This is a genomic window from Sphingomonas astragali, from assembly GCF_051400615.1.
Lineage (GTDB): Bacteria > Pseudomonadota > Alphaproteobacteria > Sphingomonadales > Sphingomonadaceae > Sphingomonas.
The window spans coordinates 1,234,938-1,256,113 of record NZ_JBLFFH010000002.1 but is presented as its reverse complement, the minus strand read 5'-3'; the positions used below and the strand labels follow the sequence as shown (position 1 = coordinate 1,256,113).

Below are 21,176 nucleotides of genomic sequence, written 5' to 3'. Positions count from 1 at the left end.
GCGGCGCGCAACGGAATATTACGGCCCCGGAACCGGTCCGTCGTCATCCCGGCTGCCGCTCGGCCGGCACCGGCGTCAGCTCGTAGATCCACAGCGCCTTGGGCTTGCTGCGCGGCACCACCAGCCGCCAGCGGAAGGAGCCGACCCGCTCGACCACGCCGGCGACGTCGCGCGAGCGGTCGGTACCATAGGCGATCGAATTGTCCCCCGGCTTGCGCTGCTGCGCGCCGAGGAAGACGTAGCGGTCGTTCTCGTCGGCATAGAGCCAGCCGTTGGGCAGGTCGCTGCCGGTCTGCTTGTTGAAGCTCAAACGCCCGTCCGCCTCGCCGCCGACGAAGCAGAACTGCGGCGGAAAGCCGCGCGTCCGCCCGCGCTCGACGCGGACCACGCGGCACGTATAGGACCCGGGCGGCAGGGCAGGGTGGTCGAGCGCCGCCTTGGGGTCGAGCAGCGCCGCATCGCCCATCGCCGCGGCGCGCTGGCCGCGCTTGGCGGGCGCGGTCAGCGCCTCGCTCCACAGCGCCGGCAGCGAATCGAGCGCGGCGGCATCGGCCGGGTCGGCGGTGTCGCGCCAGCCGGGCGTGGCCGGCGCAGGATCGATCGCGACGATCGCCCGCGAACGGGTCGTCGACGAGGCGCACGCACTGAGCGCGCAAAGCAGCACGAACAGGGGCCCAAGGGCTCGCATGGGATGTCATCTCGCGTTAGCGGGAGTAAACGAAGAATGAATCCAAATGGTAAAGAATTGGTTAACATCGCCGCCCGCATCGCCGCGAAAGCCCCGTGCAGCCGCGGTTCAGGCGCCGCGCGCTAGGCGCGAGGGGATGAGGGGCCTCGCCATCTTCGCTGCCGGCGTCGCGGGCGGCCTCGCCGCGCCCGCCGCGATGGCGCAGAACAGCCAGTCGCCGATGATCATCACCGTTCCCGGCGTCGAGCGCTACAGCCTGCCGCCGTCCAACACGCAGGCCTCAGCCCCGACCCCCAGTCCTGCGTCGTCGCCGACTCCCACGCCGGCTCCGATCGCCGCGCCTCCGCCGGTGGTGCCGACCGTGCGCGCCACGCCGCGGCCGACGCCTCGCGCTACCCCGGCACCGCCGCGCTTGCAGCCGACTGCCGCCGCGCCCACGCCGATCCCGACGCCCACGCCAAGCGCGGGCGCCGTGCCCGCCGTCACCGCATCACCGTCACCTGCGCCGGTCGCGCCTCCCCTCGAGACTGCGCCCGCCGCGCCTGTATCGGCAGCGCCGCCGTGGCCATGGCTGGCAGGCGGCGCGCTGGCGCTGCTCGCGGGCGGCGCCGCGTTATGGTGGTGGCGCCGCCGTCGGCCGGAGATGCTGGAGGCGGCGGCGGCACCTGCACCGGTGGTCGCGCCGACGCCGCCGCTCGCTGCGACGCCGCCGCTGCCGTCGCGCCCGCCTGCGCCGCCGCCAACGCCAGCCGCTCTGCCGGCCGTCGCCCGGCCGCTCACCGCCGAGGTGCTGCCCGCCGGCGTCAGCATCGGCAACGGCGCGGCGGCGCTCGAGTTCGAGCTTGCCGTCACCAACACCGGCGCCCAGGCCGCGGACGGCATCCGCATCGCGCTCGGCATGGTCACCGCCGGACCCGACCTCGAGGCCCGCATCGCCGCGTTCGGTGCCAGCGCCGGCGCCATGCCGGCCGGCGAGCCGCTGTCGCTCGCCCCCGGCGAGACGCACCGCGCCCGCGGCAGCCTCACCCTGCCGATCGAGGCGATGCACGTCGCCAAAGTCGGCGGCCGGCCGATGGTGGTGCCGGTGGTGCTGGTGCACCTGCGCTGGCGCGGCGGGCTCAGCATCCGCGGCCAGGGCGATGCCTTCATGATCGGCACCGGCGACGCCGCGGTGGCCAAGCTCGGCCCGATCTGGCTCGACCGCGGCCCGCGCCGCTATGCCCCCGTCAGCGCGCGGCGCTTCGACCCGGCACCCGCCAGGCCGCGCGCCGCCTGACTCACCGCTCGCTGTCGAGCGCGGCCATCTGCGCGGCCGGATAGCGATCCCCCGCCGCCGCGTCGCGCGGGACGGCGGCCTCGATCGCATCGAGGTCCTTCCGGGAGAGCGTCACGTCGAGCGCGCCCAGCGCCTCGCTGAGCCGGTCGCGCCGGCGCGCGCCGATCAGCGGCACGATATCCTGTCCCTGCGCCGCCACCCAGGCGATCGCCGCCTGCGCGACGCTGATCCCGCGCGCCTCCGCCACGCCGCGCAGCGCCTCGACCAGCGCCAGGTTGCGGTCGAGGTTCTCGCCCTGGAAGCGCGGGCTCATCGCGCGATAGTCACCCTCGCCGGCGCTGCCCTGCCAATGCCCGCCGATCAGCCCGCGCGAGAGCACGCCGTAGGCGGTCGTGCCGATGCCGAGCTCGCGCAGCGCCGGCAGGATCCTATCCTCCGGCCCGCGTGAGACCAGCGAATATTCGATCTGCAGATCGACGATCGGATGCACCGCCGCCGCGCGGCGGATCGTCTCCACGCCAACCTCGGACAGGCCGATGTGGCGGACGTATCCCGCCTGCACCATCTCGGCGATCACCCCGATCGTCTCCTCGATCGGCACCCTGGGATCGAGCCGCGCCGGCCGGTAGATGTCGATATGGTCGACGCCGAGCCGCTGCAGCGAATAGGCGAGCGCGGTCTTGAGCGCCGCCGGGCTCGCGTCGAATCCGATCCAGGCGCCGGCCGGATCGCGTTGCGCGCCGAACTTGACGCTGAGCAGATAGCGGTCGCGCGGCACGCCCTTCAGCGCCTCGCCGATCAGCATCTCGTTGTGACCCATGCCATAGAAGTCGCCGGTGTCGAGCAGGTTGATGCCGGCGTCGAGCGCGGCGTGGATCGTCGCGATGCTCTCGCCGCGGTCGGACTCGCCGTACATGCCGGACATGCCCATGCAGCCGAGTCCGAACGCCGAAACCATGGGGCCGGTCGTGCCGAGTTGATGCTGTTCCATCGTCGTTATCCTTCACTGGAGAGGGGACGGCGCCCATATGCGCTCTGGCACCGCGTTCGATAATCGGGCATGATCTGCACATGCTGTGCGTCAAAATGCACAATGCCGGAATGCACAATGCCGGAATGCACAATGCCGGAATGCACGATGGCTGAGCTCGATCTTGCCGACCTGGGCGCCGTGGTTGCCGTCGCGCGCTACCGCGGCTTCCGCGGCGCGGCGGCGATGCAGGGGGTTTCGCCATCCAGCCTCAGCCAGGCGGTGCGCCGTGCCGAGGAGCGGCTGGGCGTGCGCCTGTTCAACCGCACCACGCGCAGCGTCACACCGACCGAGGCAGGGCAGCGGCTGCTCGACCGGCTGGCGCCGGCGTTGGGCGAGGTCAGGGCGGCGCTCGATGCGGTCAACGCCTTCCGCGACAGCCCGACCGGTACGCTCAGGCTCAACGTGCCGACCATCGTCGCCCGCGTCGTCCTGCCGCCGATCCTCGCCGGCTTCCTCGCCGCCCATCCCGGCATCGCGGTGGAGGTGCAGGCGGAGGACGCCTTCGTCGACGTGCTCGCCGCCGGCTTCGACGCCGGCGTGCGCTACGACGAGCGGCTGGAGCAGGACATGATCGCCGTCCCGATCGGCCCGCGCATCCAGCGCTTCGCCACCGTCGCCGCGCCCGCCTATCTCGCCCGGCGCGGCACGCCGGCGCACCCGCGCGACCTGCTCGCCCACCGCTGCATCCGCCACCGCTTCGTCCACGGCACCCACCCGGCGTGGGAGTTCGAACGGAACGGCAAGCTGGTCCGCGTCGACCCCGTCAGCGTGGTCGCCACCAACGTCCTCGAGCTGGAGCTCACCCTGGTCGAGGCAGGCCTCGGCATCCTCAGCACCTTCGAGGCGTTCGTCGCAGACGCGCTCGCCGCCGGCCGCCTGGCGCCGGTGCTGCCGGACTGGTGGCAGAGCTTCTCCGGTCCGTTCCTCTATTATCCGAGCCGGCGCCTCATGCCGGCGCCGCTGCGCGCCTTCGTCGATTATCTGCGCGAGGTGAGGGAGGGCGACGCAGGTTCGCCGTCCCCGCCCTGAAGCCGCCTATGGAAGCCGGAACACCACCGACTGCTGCTCGGCCGTGCACGCGACCCCGCCGCCCGGACGGAAGCTGCTCGCGAAGCGGGCATCCGGACGCCTGCGGAGGTCCCGGCTTTCGCCGGGATGATGTCTGCCAAAAAGAAAGGGCGGCCCCGACCGGGACCGCCCTTCCATGTCAACCAAGCAGCGAAGCTTACTTGAGCTCGACGCTCGCGCCGGCTTCCTCGAGCTGCTTCTTGATCTTCTCGGCCTCGTCCTTGTTGACGCCTTCCTTGACGGCCTTCGGGGCCGACTCGACCAGCGTCTTCGCCTCGGTGAGGCCAAGGCCGGTGATCGCGCGGACCTCCTTGATGACGTTGATCTTCTTGCCGCCGTCGCCGGTCAGGATCACGTCGAACTCGGTCTTCTCCTCGGCGGCCGGGGCGGCGCCACCGGCGCCACCGGCGGCCGGGCCGGCAACGGCGACCGCAGCGGCGGCCGAAACGCCCCACTTCTCTTCGAGCAGCTTCGAGAGCTCGGCGGCCTCGAGGACGGTCAGTTCGGAAAGCTGGTCAACCAGCGCGTTCAGATCAGCCATTTCAATACTCCAATCGGATCAGGTTAAAGTCGGTAGATTGCCAGCGGTGTATCGTTTGTCGCGGTGCCGGCCCGCTCCCCCACCCGGCCACCCAGACAGCGTACCCTAGATGGGTGGCCGGGTGGGGGAGCGGGCCGGTGCCGTTCCTCGATCGTTACGCCGCTTCCTTGTTGCCGTAAGCGCCGAACACGCGCGCCAGCTGGGCCGCGGGCGCCTGGGTGACAGTCGCGAGCTTGGTGGCGGGCGCCACCAGCAGGCCCACGATCTTGCCACGCAGCTCGTCCAGCGACGGCAGCGAAGCGAGCGCCTTCACGCCCTCCACGTCGAGCACCTGCTTGCCCATCGCGCCGCCCACGATTTCGAACTTGTCGTTCGTCTTCGCGAAGTCGACCGCCGCCTTGGCTGCGGCGACCGGGTCGACGGAGGTGGCGAGCGCGGTCGGCCCGGTCAGCAGGTCGGAAAGACCCGCGTAATCGGTGCCCTCGAGCGCGATCTTGGCAAGCTTGTTCTTCGAGACCCTGAAGCTCGCCCCGGCGTCGCGCATCTTCGAACGCAGCTGGGTCGACTGGGCGACGGTCAGCCCGAGGTTGCGGGTGACGACCACCACGCCGACCTCGTTGAAGGTGCGGTTCAGCTCGGCGACGGACTCGGCCTTTTGCGAACGATCCATGCCATTCTCCTCAAAATGAGCCATGCCTGGGGCACGGCCCGGTCCACTCGCCCGGCCCTGTGGGGTCGAGCGCACTTGTCCGTGAGGGGCAGGATCATCTCGGCCGCGGCAATGCCCGGCCCGATCCGGTGCGCCGGCAGCCGGCGCCCGGAAGAATTCTGTCCCCGTCTAGGCGGGAGATTAAGGCCGGCAGAACCCGGCCACCCGCTGTCTCGGACGGCGCCGGCCACAGGCGAACCCGAACCGGCAAGCGGGCGCCAATAGCGGCGTACGCTCAAAAGTCAAATCCTATCCCTCGTGGGAAGGGGATTGGCTCGCGCTAAGCATGAAGAAAAGAAGAAATTTGTTCGCGCGAAGGCGCGAAGGCGCGAAGATGTGCCGCTTGCCGTAGCCTCGGCCGCGTCAGCGGCTCCTTAAGCTAGGTAGCCGCAGGCATGAGGGTCTCGCTGACGCGAGACGAGCGCCGCCGGCGAGACACCTTTGCGCCTTCGCGCCTTCGCGTGAACCGTTAATTTCCTTCTTCTTAGTACCTTAGCAGCGCTCACTTCTCCTCCGTCACCTCCGCCGGCGCGCTCTCGTTCGCCGTCTCGCCGCCGCTGCGGTCGACGCGGGCGGTCATCCCGGTGGCGTCGGCGTCGTCGTACATCTGCTCGTCGGCGGTACGGTCGTCCTGGACCGCGGGGGCCGGCGCGGCGGTCGCGTTCGCGGTCGGTTCGGCCACCGGGGCCTCGTTCACGACCGGCGGCGCCTCGTTGACGACCTCCTCGGTCGCGGTGTCGGCCGCGTCGTTCGCCGGCACAGGCTCGGGCTCCGACCCGGAGCAGGCGGCGAGCGTCAGCGCCAGCGCGGAGGCGGCGGCGAGGGCAAGGCGGCGGGTGGTCAAGTCCGGTTCTCCTGTTGGTCTCAGTTGGCGACCGCGGCCTGCGCGGCCGAGCGTTTCTCGATCTTGTCGGCGAGCAGCTTGTCCCAGCCATAGGGATCGCCGCGGAAGTTCATCGTGCCGTTGGCGCTGGCGAAGGCGGTCCAGTAGAGCAGATAGACCGCGACCTGGCGGGAGAGCTGCACGCGCTGCGTCTTGCCGGCGTCGACCGCGGCCTGGATCGTCTCCGGCGTCCAGGCGGGATCGCTCCTCAGCAGCAGCTGGGCCAGCTCCGCCGGCCGCTCGAGCCGCACGCAGCCGTGGCTGGCCAGCCGGTCGTAGCTCGCGAACTTCGCCTGCACCGGCGTATCGTGCAGGTACACCGCATAGCGGTTGTCGAAGTCGAACTTGTAGCGCCCCAGTGCGCTCTGCGGACCGGCTCGCTGCTGGAGCCGGCGGTTCGGCCCCTCGCCGATCACGCGGAAGCCGTTGGCCTTGAGGTATCCCGCACCCTTCGGGAACAGCTCCCGCTGGGCGATGCCGGTGGGGACGTTCCACGGCGGGTTGAGCACGATCGAGTGGATCGTCGACTGCAGCATCGGCGTCTCGTCGCCAGGCCGCCCGGTCACGCCCTTCATCGACATGATCGGCGTGTCGCCTTCGAACACGGTCAGCACCGCGGCGGCGATGTTGACCTGGATGCGGTCCTTGGGCAGCTCCGGCGGCAGCCAGCGCCAGCGCTCCATGTTCGCCATGATCTGCCGCACGCGGTCTTCGGCCGGCACGTTCAATGCGGCGAGCGTCTGCGTCGAGACGATTCCGGTGGGCTTGAGGCCGTAGCGCCGCTGCGCCCGCACCACCGCGTCCTTCAATTCGGCGTCGAACTTGCTGCCGGTCCCGACCACCTCCGGGTCCTCGACCGCCAGCCGCTCGCGCAGCGCCGCCACCCGTGCGCCGGTCGCGCCCACGGTGAGGTCCGGCCCCGCCGGCAGCGCCTTCCACCCGCCCGCCGCGGCGATCGCGCGGTATCGTTCCAGGCCCTTCTGCAGCCCGTCATAGCCGGCATAGGGCGGCGGCAGCTGCGCGATCCAGCGGCCGAGGCTGTCGGTCTTCACCGCCTCGGCAAAGGCGGGCAGGGGATCGTAGGCGGTGGGCCGCAGCCCCCAGTCGTCCTCGAAATCCGCGGTATCGAGCCGCCCGCTGTGCACCGCCCGCGCATAGTCGAGCGCCGCGCGCACCAGCGCGTCGTTCTCGGTCGGGATCGGCCGCTCGTCGCCGACATAGCGCAGCCCCTGCGCCATCCGCCCGTCGTGCAGCATCGTCGTGAGCTGCGCGGCCTGCTCCGCGCTCAGCGTCGGCAGCGGGATCACCGGCGGCGGCGGTACGACCGGCACCGGCACCGGCGTGTTCTGCGGCGGCGTGCCCGTGGTCGCGGCGGGCGGCGCCTGCACTGGCCCCGTTTGCTGTGGCGTCTGTTGCGGGAGCAACTGCTGCGGCGGCTTGGGCGCCTGCTGCGCGGACGCGGGAGCGGCGATCGCGACGGCCAGCGCGGACCACGCCACTACTAGGCGGGCGCGTCCGAAAGAGGTCGGCTTCACTTCATTCCTGATCGGCATGGCCCGCCTTTACCCCATTCTGGCCTGCGGCTTCAAAGAAAAAGGCCGGAAAATCCTTTCCGGCCCTTTCTTTGCATGGGATGTTGGCTGGTACCCCACCCGCTCGTCATCCTGGCGAAAGCCGGGATCCAGGGTCACACGCGACAACCTGTTTGGCTCTGGATCCCCGCTTTCGCGGGGATGACGGCGGAAAAATGGGATACGCCCCTCAGGCGCCGGCGACCTCCGCCGTGTCGACCTTGACGCCCGGGCCCATCGACGAGCTGACGGCGACCTTCTTCAGGTACTTGCCCTTCGCGCCCGACGGCTTGGCCTTGATCACCGCGTCGACCAGCGCGTCGAAGTTCGCGCGCAGGTCCTCGGCCGGGAACGACGCCTTGCCGATGCCGGAGTGGATGATGCCGGCCTTCTCGACGCGATATTCGACCTGGCCGCCCTTGGCGTCCTTGACCGCCTTGGCGACGTCCATCGTCACGGTGCCGAGCTTCGGGTTGGGCATCAGCCCCTTGGGGCCGAGCACCTTGCCCAGGCGGCCGACGATGCCCATCATGTCCGGGGTCGCGATGCAGCGGTCGAAGTCGATGGTGCCGCCCTGGACGATCTCCATCAGGTCCTCGGCGCCGACCACGTCGGCCCCCGCCTCGCGGGCCTCATCGGCCTTCGCGCCGCGCGCGAAAACCCCGACGCGCACGGTCTTGCCGGTGCCCTTGGGCAGCGTCACCACGCCGCGCACCATCTGGTCGGCGTGACGCGGATCGACGCCCAGGTTGAGCGCCACCTCGATGGTCTCGTCGAACTTGGCGGTCGCGTGGGTCTTGACGAGGTTGATCGCCTCATCGACGCCGTAGAGCTTCTCGCGGTCGACCGCAGCCGCCAGCGCCTTCGCCTTCTTGCTGAGCTTGGTCATCGGATCAGCCCTCCACCACGTCGAGGCCCATCGCGCGGGCCGAGCCTTCGATGATGCGGGTCGCCGCCTCGATGTCGTTCGCGTTCAGGTCCTTCATCTTGATCTGCGCGATCTCGGCCAGCTTCGAGCGCTGGATCTTGCCCGCGGAGACCTTGCCCGGCTCCTTCGAGCCCGACTTCAAATTCGCCGCCTTCTTGATGAGGTAGCTCGCCGGCGGGGTCTTGGTCTCGAACGAGAAGGAACGGTCCGCATAGACGGTGATCACCGTCGGCGTCGGCGCACCCTTCTCGAGGTCGCCGGTCGCGGCGTTGAACGCCTTGCAGAATTCCATGATGTTGACGCCGCGCTGACCCAGCGCCGGGCCGATCGGCGGCGACGGATTGGCGGCGCCGGCGGGCACCTGCAGCTTGATGTAGCCTGTGATCTTCTTTGCCATGACTCACTCTGTTTCAAGTTTAGCGGTCCGAACGGGCGCAGCGGCGCCCTCCCGCAGGGGTCCATCGATGTGACGGAGCGCGCGCCCATAGCGGAGAAGGGGCAGAGGCGCAACCTCTTCAAGCCCCTCCCCTTCAGGGGAGGGGTTGGGGTGGGGCCTTGCCGCAAACCACTGGCTCGATGAGATGGCACTGCCCCACCCCCGACCCCTCCCCTGAAGGGGAGGGGCTTAATTTGCTGAACGCCCGCCCGGTCAGCCGCGCCCGCGGGAGAGGTTCAGCGCGACCGCGCCGCGGACGAGCGTCGCCAGCGCCGCCTCGTCGATCGGATCGCCTTCCCGGAAATCGATCGCGCGCCGGGTGCCGCCGTCCAGGCTGGCGTTGAACAGCCTCGCCGGGTCCTCCAGCGCCGCCCCGCGGGCAAAGGTCAGCTTCACCTTGTCCCTGTAGGTCTCGCCGGTGCAGATGATCCCGCCGTGCTCCCACACCGGCACCCCCATCGGGTTCGACGGCTTGCGCCATTTCACCGCCTCGACCACGTCCGGATCGGCCGCCCTGATGACCGCGCGCAACCGGGCGAGCGTCTCGCCCCGCCAGTCGCCCAGCGCCGCGATCCGCGCGTCGATCAGCTCCGAGGGGGACCTTTCCCCATGTCCGTCGGTCATCCGCCCGTCCTCTCCTACAACCGCTCGCCCGGCAACCGGCTCGCCTGCTTCACCCAGTCGGCGAACTGCGCCTCGTCGAACGCGCCCTCATGGATGTCGAGATAGCGTACCGCCTCGTACTTGGATTTGCCCGGCGGCACGGGGTGCAGCGACGCGCCCTGGAAGAAGGTCACCTTGACGTATCGGGTGAAGCAGTGGAACGAGAGGAACCAGCCCTCCTCATCGGCGCCGTAGAAGGGCGAGTTCCACTTCACCGCCTTGCGCACGCCGGGGACGGTGCGTTCGATCACCGCGTCGATGCGGCGCCCGATCTCGCGCTTCCACCCGGGCATGGCCGCGACATAGGCCTGCACCGGCGCGTCGCCATAGCCCTTGGCGATCTGGGGATTGCCGCCGGACAGCAGCTTCGGCTCCGCGGCGTTCCCCGGTGTATCGGACGACTTGGCCACGGCGCTACGCCCCGCTGCCCGCGCGCCGCGCGCCGCGCCACCGGAGGGCATGGGGCAGCACGAACATGTACAGCCCGCTGAACAGCAGCAGGAACAGCGGCGGCAGCGGCGAATAGACCACCCAGGCCGGCGGCTCCCCCAGCGCCATCGCGACGAAATTGGCGATCACGGTCACGGTGAAGACGATCGACAGCCAGCGATGCGCCTGCCGGATCCACGAATTCCAGTTCATCGGAGCCTCCCTCTCTGGAAAACCTCTCAGTCGGCACGCGCCGCGACCTGCTCCAGCCGGGCGAGGAACTGCTGCCACCCCGCCCTGGCGCCACCATAGGCCTGTTTCTGATCCGGCCGGAAGCCTTGCTGCTCCATGCGCAGCCGGGTGCCCGTGCCCGTCGGCGTGAGCGTGAAGGTCACCACGCTCTCCAGGGCGAACGCCGGATCGTCGTGCCGGAAGGTCCAGCTGTAGGACAGCTCGCGGTCCGGCTCGACGACGAGCACCTGGCAGTCCAGCACGCCGCCCCACTCGCCGGTCAGGTTGAACCGGTGGCCGACGACGGGATCGAAGTCGTTCTTCATCAGCCATTCCTCGATCAGATGGGGCAGGGTGAGCGCGCGCCAGATCCGCTCGGGCGGATGCGGGATGTCGCGCTCGACGACGACGCTGCGCGTCCCGGCCATGGTCTCGGTCATTGATCCATCCTTTTCAGCAAGTCCTCGAGGTCGTCGAACCGCTGCTCCCAGAACCCGGTCATCCGGCTCGTCCAGTCGACCAGCGGCGCCAGCGCACCGCGCTGTGCGCTGTAGTGCGTCTGCCGGCCGTCCTGCCGGGCGCGCACCAGCCCGGCCTGTCTGAGCACGCCGAGATGCTTCGACACCGCCGGCTGCGAGACCCCGGCCTGCGCCGTCAGCGCTCCCACCGTCTGCTCCCCCTCCCGGCACAGCCGCTCGAAGATCGCCCGCCGCGTGGGATCGGCGAGCGTCCGGAACAGCATGTCGTGGGCAGGCGGCATCGAAACCCATAACTCGTTGACTATGAGTTGTCGCATAGCTTGCGGGTTATGAGTCTGTCAATTCAAGGAGGGGCTGAATTATCGAATACCGATCCCCCCTAGAAATGTAGGATTTTTCCTGCGACCCCTCGGATATGACCAGACCGCTCAACCGCAACCAGGTGATGCAGAACCGCGCCTTCCTGCGCGTCCTGCGCCGCACCGGCAATGCCCGCGCTGCCGCCGAGCAGCTCGGCCTCAACCGCTCGATGCTGACGAAGCGCCGCGCCAGGCACCCCGCCTTCGCCGCGCAATGGGATGCCGCGCTCGCCGTCGCCCATGCGCGGCTGCACGGCCGTGTCGCCGATGCGGGGGAGGGGGAAGGGGAGCCGCGCCCGGTCCGCACCGCCTCGGGCCGGGTCCAGCTCCGCCGCGCGCAGAAGGGAGCGCTCACCCGCGCCGCGCGCCAGACCTTCCTCGCCGCGCTCAGCGTCACCGCCAACGTCCGCCTCGCCGCGGCGGCGGCGGGCTTTTCCCATGCCGCCTTCTACGATCTGCGCCGCCGCGATCCCGGCTTCGCGCGCGAGATGCGGCTGGCGCTCCAGGAGGGCTATGAGCAGGTCGAGGCCGCGCTGCTCGCCGGTTTCGCCATCGAGGCGCATGAGCATGACGACTGGCGCCACAACGACCGCCCCGCCATGCCGCGCATGACGCCCGAGCAGGCGCTCCAGCTGCTCTATCTCCACCAGAAGGAGGCGCGGCTGGCCGAGGTGCCGCCCGAGGCCCGGCGCCGGCGCGGCGAATCCGGCGATGCGTATTCGATGCGTCTTGCCCTGATGCACGAGGCGCGGATGGCGCGGGACCGCGAAGCCTTCCTCATCGCCGAAGCCGCCCGGCGCGCGCGCGGCGTGCCGAGCGGCTGGCCCGGCGAGGTGCCCGTCCTCCCCGATCTCGAGCAGGTGACGGGCTGGAGCAAGGCCGATCCGGCCCAGCCGCCCCACGCCCCCCGCCGCGCCCTGTTCGGCGGCTGGCGGATCACCGATTGGGACGGGGACGACGGCGCTGATTGACGGGGACGTCTTCGCCGCTTGGGTTCGACCGGCTGCTCGCTAGACCCGTAGCGAGCATGAAGCCGAGCGACGGTCGAGCTCCCCGGCCGATTGTTGGATACACGTAGGATTTTCATGTCTAGTTCGCTTTTTGTTCCGATTCGCCGTCTCTATCGGCTCGCATGATGGAACGCATGAGGAGGGTTGCAATGACACCTAACGAGGAATGTCCGACGTCGATCCAAACGAGGAGGCCCGGAAAGCATGTGCCGCTGCTTCTTGCGGTGGCGATCGGCTCTGCGGCGGCGGCGACCTGGGCGATGGCGGCGCAGACGGTGACCTACACCTACGACGCGCGCGGACGGCTGGTGAAGGTCGAGCGCGGCGGCGGCGTCAACAACGGCGTCGTGACCAACTACACGCTCGACAAGGCCGATAATCGCACCAACGTGAAGGTGACCGGCACGCCCTAGCAAGCGCGGCAAGTTCCCTCACGACGTCCAACAGGAGACAATTCATGACGAACTCGACGAATGTCGAGCGCGGCCGGCTGCGTGCGCGCCGCGCGCTGCTCGCGCTCTCGACCATCCTCGCTTCCGGCGTAGCGGCTCCGGCACTGGCGCAGACCAACGCTGCGCCGCCCGTCCGCCAGTCGGTCGACGCGAACGGCGTCGATCTTTTCCTCGGCAAGATGAGCTACGACGCGCCCGAGCTGAGCGCCGGCCAGGGCGATGTCGCCGGCCTCAGCTTCCGCAGGTTCAGCAAGAGCGGCGCCGGCGGCGATACCCTATGGGGTGCGCTGACGGTCTCCGGCTCCACGGTCTACGTGGTGCTCGGCGGCAACAGCGATCGCTTCACCGTCTCGGGATCGACCTACGCCAACACCGAAGGGAACGGATCGACCCTGTCGCTCTCCGGCGACATCTACACCTAATACGAGAAGCGACGGCGCCGTCGCGCATTTCGACAGGACCAAGCAGAGCGCCTATCCCTATCAGACATTCATCGGCCTCATCACCGACGTGACATGGCCGAACGGCGTCAAGCTCACCTATAATTATGACAGTCTCTGGTATTGCGCGAGTTATAAGCCCCTGGCTGTCGGCTATGCTTGCTTGCAGCATACATATGCCTATCGTGCCGGATCGGTAGAAAGCACTAGTGGTTACAAGCTGACCTACGGTTACGAGCCTATCGATTCTTGGGATGAATCCAATGGAGAATTCCCTGACTTCGGGACATGGGGCAATCAGGTCGGCGTCTCACTGACCAATACGCTCGTCTCCGGGGCAAGCGTTCGCACTCAGAATTTCTCACGGACCAATTCCGGCGGGATGACCTATTGGTCGATCACCGACGCCATGGCGCGGACGACCACCTATCGCTGGAACGGCGTCGGCGTGCTCGGGATCAAGCGGCCCGGGAGCAGTGCCGAGGACGTGACCGTCACCTATGACGGATCGAACCGGGTGTACACGGTAACGTCGGCGGCAGGCACGACCACCTATACCTACGCGGATGACAGCGGCGTTCGGACGACGACCGTCACCGATCCGCTCGGCCACGCGACGACCTACAAGTTCAGTATCGCCTCGCAGCGGATGACGCAGGTGACCAGGGTTCCGGGCGCGGTGCCCCAGACCACGACCATGGAATATGACGCGAATGGGCGCCTCACCAAGGTGATCGCGCCCGAGGGCAACTACACGCAATACACCTATGATGCGCGCGGCAACGTCACCGAGACGCGCCAGGTCTCGAAGACGCCGGGAACGCCGCCCGACATCGTCACCAACGCCAGCTTTCCCTGCGCCAGTGCGGCAACTTGCGACAAGCCCGAATGGACGAGGGACGCCAAGAACAACCAGACCGATTATACCTACACGGCTGCTGGCGAGATTGAGACGGTGACTGCACCGGCGCCGACCGCGGGTGCGGTGCGGCCGAAGACGACCTACGGCTATACGACGATCGGCGGCGTGCAGCTGGTGAGCGGCATCTCGAGCTGCCGGACGACGGCGTCATGCGTCGGCACCGCCGATGAGAGCAGGACGACGATCGGCTACAACGCCAACATGCTGCCCATCACCGTCACCGGGGCGGCGGGCGATGGCAGCCTCAGCGCGACGACCACGATCGGCTATGACGACGTCGGCAATCGGGTGAGCGTGGATGGTCCGCTGCCCGGGACGGGCGATACGGCGCTGTTCAAATACTACGCCGACCGCACGTTGGCGGCAGACATGGCGCCCGATCCGGACGGCAGTGGCTCACGCGCGCGGCAGGCGCATCTCTATGCGTATAACGCGAAGGGCCAGCGGATCTCCATCGAACTTGGCACCGTGCCGAGCCAGGCGACGGACTGGACGAACTTCGTCGCGACGGAGGTGGTGCTGACCGCCTATGACGCCGCGAGCCGCAAGGCTAGCAATACGCTGATCGCCGGCGGCGCGGCGCAGAGCGTGGTGCAATACAGCTATGATGCCGCCGGACGTCTGGACTGTTCGGCGATGCGGATGAACGTGACGGCGTTCGGATCATTGCCGGTGTCGGCCTGCACATTGCAGGCGACGGGGTCGGCAGGTCCGGACCGGATCACCAAGTACAGCTACGACAATGCCGACCGGATGACCAAGGTGACCACAGGCTATGGCACGGCCGATGTAGCCGATGACGTGACCGCCACCTACAGCAGCAACGGCCGGGTGGCGACGGTGGCGGATGCCAACGGCAATCTCACCACCTATGGCTACGATGGGTTCGACCGGCTGCTGACCACGACGTTCCCGGGCGGGAGCTACGAACAGCTCGGCTATGACCCGAACGGCAACATCACCAGCCGGCGGCTGCGCGACGGCAAGTCGGTCAGTTTTGGCTATGATGCCCTTAACCGGGTGACGTCGACGACCTTCAACAACCCGGTCGACATCACCGACTCCAACATTAGCTACAGCTATGACCTCCTGGGGCATCTGCTGCTGGCGCTGGATGGGAACGGCCATAAGACCGGCTACAGCTATGACGCACTCGGGCGGCCCACGAGCGAGGCGGGCGCATGGGGCACGCTGACGAGCCAGTATGACGCGGCGGGCCGACGGACGCGGCTGACCTGGGACGACGGGTTCTACGTCACCTATGACTATGACGCGGCGAGCAACATGACCGCGATCCGTGAGAACGGCGGGTTCGTATTGGCGGCGTTCGGCTACGACGACCTCGGGCGGCGCATATCGCGTACGCTCGGCAATGGCACATCGACGAGCTACGGCTATGATGCCGTATCGCGCCTGGCCGCTCTGACCCTCAATGGCGGCACGCAGCCGGCCACCATCACATTCGGATATAATCCGGCGGGCCAGATCACGTCGCGGACGGGATCGAACGACGCCTATGCCTGGACGGGGGCATCCAATGTGGACCGTCCTTATACGGTGAATGGCCTCAATCAATATACGGCTTGGGGGAGCGTCGTGCCGACCTATGACGCGCGCGGCAACCTGACCTCGGCGGGAAGTGCCGGCTATCTCTACAACAGCAAGAATCAGCTCTCGGGCGCAAACGGGACTTATATCTACTACGATCCGGCGGGTCGGATCGATCAGGTGACGCAGTCCGGGCTGGCGTGGGACTGGGACGGCGACGCGCTGGTGACCGAGCGTCAGGGCGGCGTGATCGCGAAGCGTTATGTGCACGGGCCGGGAACGGATGATCCGATCGTAGCCTATGACGGGGCCGGCACCGCGAGCCGGCGCTGGCTCGACGCCGACGAGCGCGGATCGGTGATCAGGATCACCGATGACGCGGGCAACGCGGTCGCGGTGAACAGCTACGACGACTACGGCATTCCCGGCAGCGGCAACAGCGGGCGGTTCCAATATACCGGCCAGATCTGGCTGTCGGAGCTGGGGTTCCAATACTCCAAGGCCCGCATTTACTCGCCCACGCTCGGCCGGTTCTTGCAGACCGATCCCCTCGGATACAGTGATGGGATGAATCTCTATAGGTACGTCGGAAACGACCCGATCAATCTCATCGATCCGACAGGTCTATCCTGCGTTACTCTCACGATCGAGTTGGCGGACGGAAGGCTACACGACTTTGTCGATTGCGGCGGCGGTGGAGGAGGCGGCGGTGGTGGTGGCTGGGGGCTACCGTCCTGGGGCGGTGGCGGCGGCAGCCCCGGCGGTGGCGGTGGCGGCGGACGTGTCGCAACCCCTCCATCGCCGCAAAAGGCAACGCCTGAGATAAGTTGGCTATGCAAGCTACCTCCGATCAAGATCGGTGGCGGAGTTGATGGATACTTCGGGCTTGGCGGCTCATTAGGCGCCGGTATCCAGATTGATCTGGCTAAGGGCAGCTTCGGCTTCAATGCCAACGTTGCCGTGGGTGTTGGATTCGGATTGGAAGGAGGTCTGAATTATGGGACAGCGCTCAGTAACTCTGGCCCCCGATTTGGCCGAAATCTAGGCCAAGGCGGGATCGTCTCTGCCAATCTGACTGGCACGGTTGGCGGAGGGCTCGGAGTAGGAGGAAGTGTAACCTCAAATCTTGTTGGCACAAACGCTGGTGAAGTTGAGGCGTCGGTTGGACGGGTCGGTGCTGCTGGCTTCGCGAATGGCGGTGCCTCAATCGGTGTCAATATACCGGTCGTCAACACCGGATGTTAAAAGAGGTCGAAATGTTTAAAGCGGGAAATCACCTCATAACGCCAAGGGATATTCTGGCCCTGCTGGTGCCGTTCATAATCTGCATATTCATAGCTTATTCTCTTACCAAGCGATTGGATATTGAAGGTTATCTTGGATGGCTGGTAGTTTTCGCAATTGCTTTCACGCCAGCAGCCTTGATGTGGTACTTCAGGATGAAAAATTATCCTGATAATCCATGGAAGATCGATCAATCGAAGAACTAACGCCGCATAGTGATCAATCCCAACCGGGATTTCTTGTTGTATCTTCAGTGATTATCGCAATAGCAATATAGAGTTGATGATGCAATCGGATGCCGCCCCCTGGTTCGTCCATCGCTGCCGTTCCGCCGGCCAACCTGGGGGCGTGCTGGGCCTCCATCTGAGTTTTGACGATGATGGAATCGAGCAGCTCGGGATTACGGTGGCAGTTTGCTGAATGCACTAAATTCTGACCCAACTCAGGGTAGTGCATCTTGCCTGATCCTGCCCGTTGCCGCATCAGCGGACTCAGCGGGCAACCGCCGGCAACGGGTAAAACGAAAGGGCCGGGAGCATCCGCTCCCGGCCCTTTTACTTGAATCCGCGCGGATGGCGGCGGCTACTTGCTGCGCTCGACCTGGTCGAAGTCCAGTTCTACCGGCGTCGCGCGGCCGAAGATCGACACGCTGACCTTGACCTTGGACTTGTCGAAGTCGAGCTCCTCGACGATGCCGTTGAAGGTCGCGAACGGACCGTCGAGCACCTTGACCGAATCGCCGATCTCGAAATCGACCTTGACCTTGGCCTTGGGCGCCGCGGCGGCCTCCTCCTTGGTGTTGAGGATGCGCGCGGCCTCGGCCTCGCTGATCGGCTGCGGCTTGCCCGAGCTGCCTAGGAAGCCCGTCACCTTCGGTGTGTTCTTGACGAGGTGGTAGACGTCGTCGTTCATGGCGAGCTTGGCGAGGACGTAGCCGGGGAAGAACTTGCGCTCCGACTGCACCTTCTTGCCGCGGCGGACCTCGGTCACCGTCTCGGTCGGCACCTCGACCGCGTCGACCAACGCGTCCAGGCCCAGGCGCGTCGCCTCGGCCATGATCGAATCGCGGACCTTGTTCTCGAAGCCCGAATAGGCGTGGATGATGTACCAGCGCGACATGATGTGCGTGTCCGTTCCCGTGATGGCTTAGTTGGCGAGGCTCAGCAGGCCGCGGACGATCGCGTCGAACACGGAATCGATGCCGAAGAAGAACAGGCCCAGCAGCACCGCCATGATCATCACCATGACGGCGGTCATCACCGTCTCGCGGCGCGTCGGCCAGACGACCTTGCGGGTCTCGGCCTGCACCTGGCGGATGAATTCGATCGGGGACGTCTTCGCCACTTGGGATCAGCCTTCTGCTCGCTTGGGGTCCGTCAGCGAGCATAGGACCGCTGCCCGGCCCTCATCAAGGCACCGGCGCAGCCCATCCACGCTGTCGGATTGGGGTCGCTATCTAGCGAGGCCCGGCCTTTAGCGCAAGCGCCGCTATCCGCAACGACCGGGATTGGCAGGAGTGGAGGGACTCGAACCCCCGGCCCTCGGTTTTGGAGACCGATGCTCTACCAACTGAGCTACACTCCTACGGCCCGCGCCCTCTAACGATCCGGCGATCTGGGGGCAAGGGGCGAGGGACGAATCGGCCGCCGCAGGGGCACCTAAGCAAGCGAAATCCTACATTGAAAGCGCTTTCTTCAGGCGGCGCGGGCCTGGCCCGCCGCACGGCTTGCAAGTGCGCGCGCCTCCTCGACGGGGAGCGGCCGGCCGAAGTAATAGCCCTGCACCTTGGTGCAGCCGAGCTCCTGCACCATCCGGTGCTCGTCCTCGCTCTCGACGCCCTCGGCAGTGGTCGCCATGCCGAGCGACTTGGCGAGCGCCACCACCGCGCGGATGATGGCGATCGCCTCCTTGACACCTTTCGAGGCGGCCTGGACGAAGCTGCGGTCGATCTTGATCGACGAGAAGCGCGTCCGGCTGAGATAGCCGAGCGACGAATAGCCGGTCCCGAAATCGTCGAGGCTGAGGCGGACGCCGAGATCGAGCAGCTTCTCCAGGATCTGGGTCGCGGCGGTGCCCTCGCGCATGAAGACGCTTTCGGTGACCTCGAGCTCGAGCCGGTCGGCGGGAAGGCCGGAGCTTGCCAGCGCATTGGCGACGACGGCGACGAGGGCGGGATTGTGGAGCTGCTCGGCGGAGATGTTGACTGCGACGCGCAGCGGGGCTTCCCACCCTGCGGCCTCGTGGCAAGCGGTGCGCAGCACCCACTCGCCGATCGGGGCGATCAGGCGGGCATCCTCGGCGAGCGGTACGAACTTGGCGGGAGAGATCGGCCCCAGATCCGGATGGGTCCAGCGCAGCAGCGCTTCGAAGCCGGTGGGCCGGCCTGCCCCGGCATCGACGACGGGCTGATAGGCGAGGTGGAGCTCGTTCTTCTCCAACGCGCTGCGCAGCGCCATCTCGAGCACGCGCCGTTCCTCGGCCTGCATGTGCAGCTGCGGCTCATAGGCGTGGAAGGATCCGCCGCCGGCATCCTTCGAGCGATAGAGCGCGAGGTCGGCCGAGCGGATCAGCATCTCGGCGGTGCGGCCGTCGCGCGGACCGATGGCGAGCCCGACCGAGGCGCCGATGTAGAGCGTGTGCTGGTCGACCTCATAGGGCTCGCTCAGCGTGGCGATGATCGTGCGGGCGAGCCTCTCCAATCGAGCCATGTCGGTGCCGTCGCGCACCACCACCGCGAACTCGTCGCCGCCGAGCCGGCCGATCATCTCGTCGTCGGTCATCAGCATCTTCAGCCGCTCGGAGACGCGGCCGAGCAGCCGGTCGCCGATCGGATGGCCGAGCGTGTCGTTGACCGCCTTGAAGCGATCGAGGTCGATCATCATGAAGGCGCAGCGCGATCCCCACTTCTCCGCCTCGATCATGGCATGGCCGAGCGCTTCGTGGATGAGCAGGCGATTGGGAAGGCCGGTGAGCGTGTCGAACCGCGCCATGCGGTTGATCTTGTCGGCGGTGCGACGCTGGTCGGTCACGTCCGAGCCGACGCCGCGGAAGCCGATGAAGCCGCCGGCCTCGTCGTAGCGCGGCGAGGCCGACATCTCCCACCAGCGCTCCTCGCCGTCGACATGGACGGGCAGGATCAGCCCGCGGAACGGCTCGCGCGCCTTGAGCTTGTCGGCCATCTCGCGCAGCGCGGCGGCGAAATTGCCGTTCTCCCAGGTCGGCCCGGCCAGCACCTCTAAGAAGGACATGCCGTTGACCGCTCGCGGATCGCGGCCGATCGAATGGGCGAAGCGCGGGCTTGCGCGTACGACGCGCCGCTGGGCGTCGATCTCCCACAGCCAGTCGGCCTGGCTGTCCTCCTCGAACTCGCGAAGCAGGAGGCTGACGGTCTCGTCGCGTTCGTCGAGCGCCAGCTCGTTCGCGCGCATGACGACCAGCGCACGCCCGCGCGCGAAGCACGCTGCCATCAGCACGGTGGTGAATACCGCAACCGATCCGGCAAAGCCGTACATGCGCACCACCGCGAAGGAGGCCATGGCGGCGCTGCCGACCGCGAACAGGAAGGTCAGCGTCGCCAGCGGCAGCGCCGCCATGGCGAAGGACGCGGAGGCCATCAGCACCGACAGTATGATCCACAGCCCCAGCAAGGTCGTCGGATCGGCTTTGAATGCGAACAGCAGCGGGGGCACCGACCAGACCGCCGCCAGCGCGATGCCGTCGATCACTGTGCCGCGGACATCGCGGACGCTGGCGGTGCTGGTGGTGCGATGGCGCGATGCCAGCCGTCGGAAAGCGACCGCGGAAGCGGCCGCCGCGACGATCGATCCCCAGCTCACTAGTTCCCAGAGCGGGACAAGGGGCGCAAAGGCCAGCACGACCAGGGCGGCACCGATCACATTGGCGGCGAGCATGAACAGCGCCATCTGGGCGCCGGCGTTCATCTGCGCGGCGCGAATCGGTCCCCAATCGGTCGTGTCCGCCGGATCATAGAGGCCCAGCAGGGCACGCGCGTCGATGCGCGGTTGCGCGAACTGCGATGTCGTCCCCTCGTCCACCTGTCCTGCCTAGCGGCAAGACGGTTGACGGATCGTTAGGCGCCCGGCGATCCGTCGCATTAGAGCAGATCGCCATTCAAGCACGTCACGCGGTCATGTTCTAAGCCCCTCCCTTTCAGGGAGGAGCTAAATTGTTGAATGCGAACCGTATCAACCTTCCGCCGGGCGTCC

At 67.6% G+C, this 21,176-nt stretch carries 23 protein-coding genes and 1 tRNA gene; 6 read left to right on the top strand and 18 right to left on the bottom strand.

Annotated features, from left to right (window positions below):
• Positions 1–43: 43 nt before the first annotated feature.
• On the bottom strand, positions 44–688 hold the full coding sequence (locus ACMGER_RS14055) for a DUF4893 domain-containing protein (protein WP_436812753.1): 645 nt from the start codon (positions 686–688) through the stop codon (positions 44–46).
• 136 nt (positions 689–824) lie between these two features.
• Between ACMGER_RS14055 and ACMGER_RS14050 the strand changes: the two genes are divergently transcribed.
• Entirely contained in the window at positions 825–1,964 is a 1,140-nt protein-coding gene (locus tag ACMGER_RS14050; RefSeq protein ID WP_436812752.1) for a hypothetical protein, read from the top strand.
• Position 1,965: 1 nt separating this feature from the next.
• Here the strand turns inward: ACMGER_RS14050 and ACMGER_RS14045 are convergent, their stop codons facing one another.
• Positions 1,966–2,955, bottom strand: a complete 990-nt coding sequence (locus tag ACMGER_RS14045) for an aldo/keto reductase (protein WP_436812751.1) — start codon at positions 2,953–2,955, stop codon at positions 1,966–1,968.
• Between the two features lie 147 nt (positions 2,956–3,102).
• Here ACMGER_RS14045 and ACMGER_RS14040 point away from each other — a divergent pair, with 147 nt between their 5' ends.
• Positions 3,103–4,026: a LysR family transcriptional regulator gene (locus ACMGER_RS14040; RefSeq protein WP_436812750.1), complete on the top strand. Its 924-nt coding sequence runs from the start codon at positions 3,103–3,105 to the stop codon at positions 4,024–4,026.
• A 196-nt stretch (positions 4,027–4,222) separates the two neighbouring features.
• Here the strand turns inward: ACMGER_RS14040 and rplL are convergent, their stop codons facing one another.
• The 11 genes from rplL to ACMGER_RS13985 all read right to left on the bottom strand — a co-directional run bounded on the left by rplL (position 4,223) and on the right by ACMGER_RS13985 (position 11,216).
• Positions 4,223–4,606 carry a 50S ribosomal protein L7/L12 gene (gene rplL, locus ACMGER_RS14035; protein WP_436812749.1) on the bottom strand — a complete coding sequence of 128 codons (384 nt, stop codon included), beginning with the start codon at positions 4,604–4,606 and terminating at the stop codon, positions 4,223–4,225.
• A 154-nt stretch (positions 4,607–4,760) separates the two neighbouring features.
• Positions 4,761–5,276 (bottom strand): 50S ribosomal protein L10, encoded by a 516-nt coding sequence (gene rplJ, locus ACMGER_RS14030; RefSeq protein WP_436812748.1) that lies wholly within the window; start codon positions 5,274–5,276, stop codon positions 4,761–4,763.
• Positions 5,277–5,817: 541 nt separating this feature from the next.
• On the bottom strand, positions 5,818–6,159 hold the full coding sequence (locus tag ACMGER_RS14025) for a hypothetical protein (protein WP_436812747.1): 342 nt from the start codon (positions 6,157–6,159) through the stop codon (positions 5,818–5,820).
• A 20-nt stretch (positions 6,160–6,179) separates the two neighbouring features.
• Complete coding sequence (locus tag ACMGER_RS14020; RefSeq protein ID WP_436812746.1) at positions 6,180–7,733, bottom strand: L,D-transpeptidase family protein; 1,554 nt, start codon at positions 7,731–7,733, stop codon at positions 6,180–6,182.
• A gap of 226 nt (positions 7,734–7,959) precedes the next feature.
• Positions 7,960–8,658, bottom strand: a complete 699-nt coding sequence (gene rplA / locus ACMGER_RS14015; protein WP_436812745.1) for a 50S ribosomal protein L1 — start codon at positions 8,656–8,658, stop codon at positions 7,960–7,962.
• 4 nt (positions 8,659–8,662) lie between these two features.
• Positions 8,663–9,094 (bottom strand): 50S ribosomal protein L11, encoded by a 432-nt coding sequence (gene rplK / locus ACMGER_RS14010; RefSeq protein WP_436812744.1) that lies wholly within the window; start codon positions 9,092–9,094, stop codon positions 8,663–8,665.
• 252 nt (positions 9,095–9,346) lie between these two features.
• Positions 9,347–9,757 (bottom strand): DUF1801 domain-containing protein, encoded by a 411-nt coding sequence (locus tag ACMGER_RS14005; protein ID WP_436812743.1) that lies wholly within the window; start codon positions 9,755–9,757, stop codon positions 9,347–9,349.
• A gap of 14 nt (positions 9,758–9,771) precedes the next feature.
• Entirely contained in the window at positions 9,772–10,206 is a 435-nt protein-coding gene (locus tag ACMGER_RS14000) for a DUF1801 domain-containing protein (protein ID WP_436812742.1), read from the bottom strand.
• A 4-nt stretch (positions 10,207–10,210) separates the two neighbouring features.
• Positions 10,211–10,438, bottom strand: a complete 228-nt coding sequence (locus ACMGER_RS13995; RefSeq protein ID WP_436812741.1) for a hypothetical protein — start codon at positions 10,436–10,438, stop codon at positions 10,211–10,213.
• A 26-nt stretch (positions 10,439–10,464) separates the two neighbouring features.
• On the bottom strand, positions 10,465–10,896 hold the full coding sequence (locus tag ACMGER_RS13990) for an SRPBCC family protein (RefSeq protein ID WP_436812740.1): 432 nt from the start codon (positions 10,894–10,896) through the stop codon (positions 10,465–10,467).
• Positions 10,893–11,216: an ArsR/SmtB family transcription factor gene (locus ACMGER_RS13985; RefSeq protein ID WP_436812739.1), complete on the bottom strand. Its 324-nt coding sequence runs from the start codon at positions 11,214–11,216 to the stop codon at positions 10,893–10,895. The genes ACMGER_RS13990 and ACMGER_RS13985 overlap by 4 nt, the downstream gene beginning before the upstream one ends.
• A gap of 134 nt (positions 11,217–11,350) precedes the next feature.
• On the opposite strand from ACMGER_RS13985, the gene ACMGER_RS13980 reads away from it, so the two are divergent.
• The 4 genes from ACMGER_RS13980 (at position 11,351) to ACMGER_RS13965 (ending at position 16,911) form a co-directional block, all read left to right on the top strand.
• Positions 11,351–12,265: a hypothetical protein gene (locus ACMGER_RS13980; protein WP_436812738.1), complete on the top strand. Its 915-nt coding sequence runs from the start codon at positions 11,351–11,353 to the stop codon at positions 12,263–12,265.
• A 245-nt stretch (positions 12,266–12,510) separates the two neighbouring features.
• On the top strand, positions 12,511–12,717 hold the full coding sequence (locus ACMGER_RS13975) for a hypothetical protein (RefSeq protein WP_436812737.1): 207 nt from the start codon (positions 12,511–12,513) through the stop codon (positions 12,715–12,717).
• A 44-nt stretch (positions 12,718–12,761) separates the two neighbouring features.
• A complete protein-coding gene (locus ACMGER_RS13970) occupies positions 12,762–13,178 on the top strand; it encodes a hypothetical protein (protein WP_436812736.1) in 417 nt (138 codons plus the stop codon).
• 181 nt (positions 13,179–13,359) lie between these two features.
• Positions 13,360–16,911 carry an RHS repeat domain-containing protein gene (locus ACMGER_RS13965; protein ID WP_436812735.1) on the top strand — a complete coding sequence of 1,184 codons (3,552 nt, stop codon included), beginning with the start codon at positions 13,360–13,362 and terminating at the stop codon, positions 16,909–16,911.
• A 258-nt stretch (positions 16,912–17,169) separates the two neighbouring features.
• On the opposite strand, the gene ACMGER_RS13960 is transcribed toward ACMGER_RS13965, so the two are convergent.
• The 5 genes from ACMGER_RS13960 to ACMGER_RS13940 all read right to left on the bottom strand — a co-directional run bounded on the left by ACMGER_RS13960 (position 17,170) and on the right by ACMGER_RS13940 (position 21,005).
• Positions 17,170–17,406 carry a hypothetical protein gene (locus ACMGER_RS13960; protein ID WP_436812734.1) on the bottom strand — a complete coding sequence of 79 codons (237 nt, stop codon included), beginning with the start codon at positions 17,404–17,406 and terminating at the stop codon, positions 17,170–17,172.
• A gap of 126 nt (positions 17,407–17,532) precedes the next feature.
• Entirely contained in the window at positions 17,533–18,069 is a 537-nt protein-coding gene (nusG, locus tag ACMGER_RS13955; protein WP_436812733.1) for a transcription termination/antitermination protein NusG, read from the bottom strand.
• A 27-nt stretch (positions 18,070–18,096) separates the two neighbouring features.
• Positions 18,097–18,294 carry a preprotein translocase subunit SecE gene (secE, locus tag ACMGER_RS13950; RefSeq protein ID WP_436812732.1) on the bottom strand — a complete coding sequence of 66 codons (198 nt, stop codon included), beginning with the start codon at positions 18,292–18,294 and terminating at the stop codon, positions 18,097–18,099.
• Between the two features lie 164 nt (positions 18,295–18,458).
• Positions 18,459–18,534: transfer RNA gene (locus ACMGER_RS13945), tRNA-Trp, on the bottom strand.
• 110 nt (positions 18,535–18,644) lie between these two features.
• On the bottom strand, positions 18,645–21,005 hold the full coding sequence (locus tag ACMGER_RS13940) for a putative bifunctional diguanylate cyclase/phosphodiesterase (protein WP_436812731.1): 2,361 nt from the start codon (positions 21,003–21,005) through the stop codon (positions 18,645–18,647).
• Positions 21,006–21,176 lie beyond the last annotated feature (171 nt).

Bases quoted from the DNA above. Each gene is read 5' to 3' on its own strand.
- ACMGER_RS13995 (WP_436812741.1), bottom strand. From the start codon at position 10,438: ATGAACTGGAATTCGTGGATCCGGCAGGCGCATCGCTGGCTGTCGATC.
- ACMGER_RS13985 (WP_436812739.1), bottom strand. From the start codon at position 11,216: ATGCCGCCTGCCCACGACATGCTGTTCCGGACGCTCGCCGATCCCACG.
- nusG (WP_436812733.1), bottom strand. From the start codon at position 18,069: ATGTCGCGCTGGTACATCATCCACGCCTATTCGGGCTTCGAGAACAAG.
- rplA (WP_436812745.1), bottom strand. From the start codon at position 8,658: ATGACCAAGCTCAGCAAGAAGGCGAAGGCGCTGGCGGCTGCGGTCGAC.
- rplK (WP_436812744.1), bottom strand. From the start codon at position 9,094: ATGGCAAAGAAGATCACAGGCTACATCAAGCTGCAGGTGCCCGCCGGC.
- ACMGER_RS13980 (WP_436812738.1), top strand. From the start codon at position 11,351: ATGACCAGACCGCTCAACCGCAACCAGGTGATGCAGAACCGCGCCTTC.
- ACMGER_RS14055 (WP_436812753.1), bottom strand. From the start codon at position 688: ATGCGAGCCCTTGGGCCCCTGTTCGTGCTGCTTTGCGCGCTCAGTGCG.
- ACMGER_RS14040 (WP_436812750.1), top strand. From the start codon at position 3,103: ATGGCTGAGCTCGATCTTGCCGACCTGGGCGCCGTGGTTGCCGTCGCG.
- ACMGER_RS14050 (WP_436812752.1), top strand. From the start codon at position 825: ATGAGGGGCCTCGCCATCTTCGCTGCCGGCGTCGCGGGCGGCCTCGCC.
- rplJ (WP_436812748.1), bottom strand. From the start codon at position 5,276: ATGGATCGTTCGCAAAAGGCCGAGTCCGTCGCCGAGCTGAACCGCACC.
- ACMGER_RS13960 (WP_436812734.1), bottom strand. From the start codon at position 17,406: ATGCACTACCCTGAGTTGGGTCAGAATTTAGTGCATTCAGCAAACTGC.
- ACMGER_RS14045 (WP_436812751.1), bottom strand. From the start codon at position 2,955: ATGGAACAGCATCAACTCGGCACGACCGGCCCCATGGTTTCGGCGTTC.
- ACMGER_RS13990 (WP_436812740.1), bottom strand. From the start codon at position 10,896: ATGACCGAGACCATGGCCGGGACGCGCAGCGTCGTCGTCGAGCGCGAC.
- ACMGER_RS13970 (WP_436812736.1), top strand. From the start codon at position 12,762: ATGACGAACTCGACGAATGTCGAGCGCGGCCGGCTGCGTGCGCGCCGC.
- rplL (WP_436812749.1), bottom strand. From the start codon at position 4,606: ATGGCTGATCTGAACGCGCTGGTTGACCAGCTTTCCGAACTGACCGTC.
- ACMGER_RS14005 (WP_436812743.1), bottom strand. From the start codon at position 9,757: ATGACCGACGGACATGGGGAAAGGTCCCCCTCGGAGCTGATCGACGCG.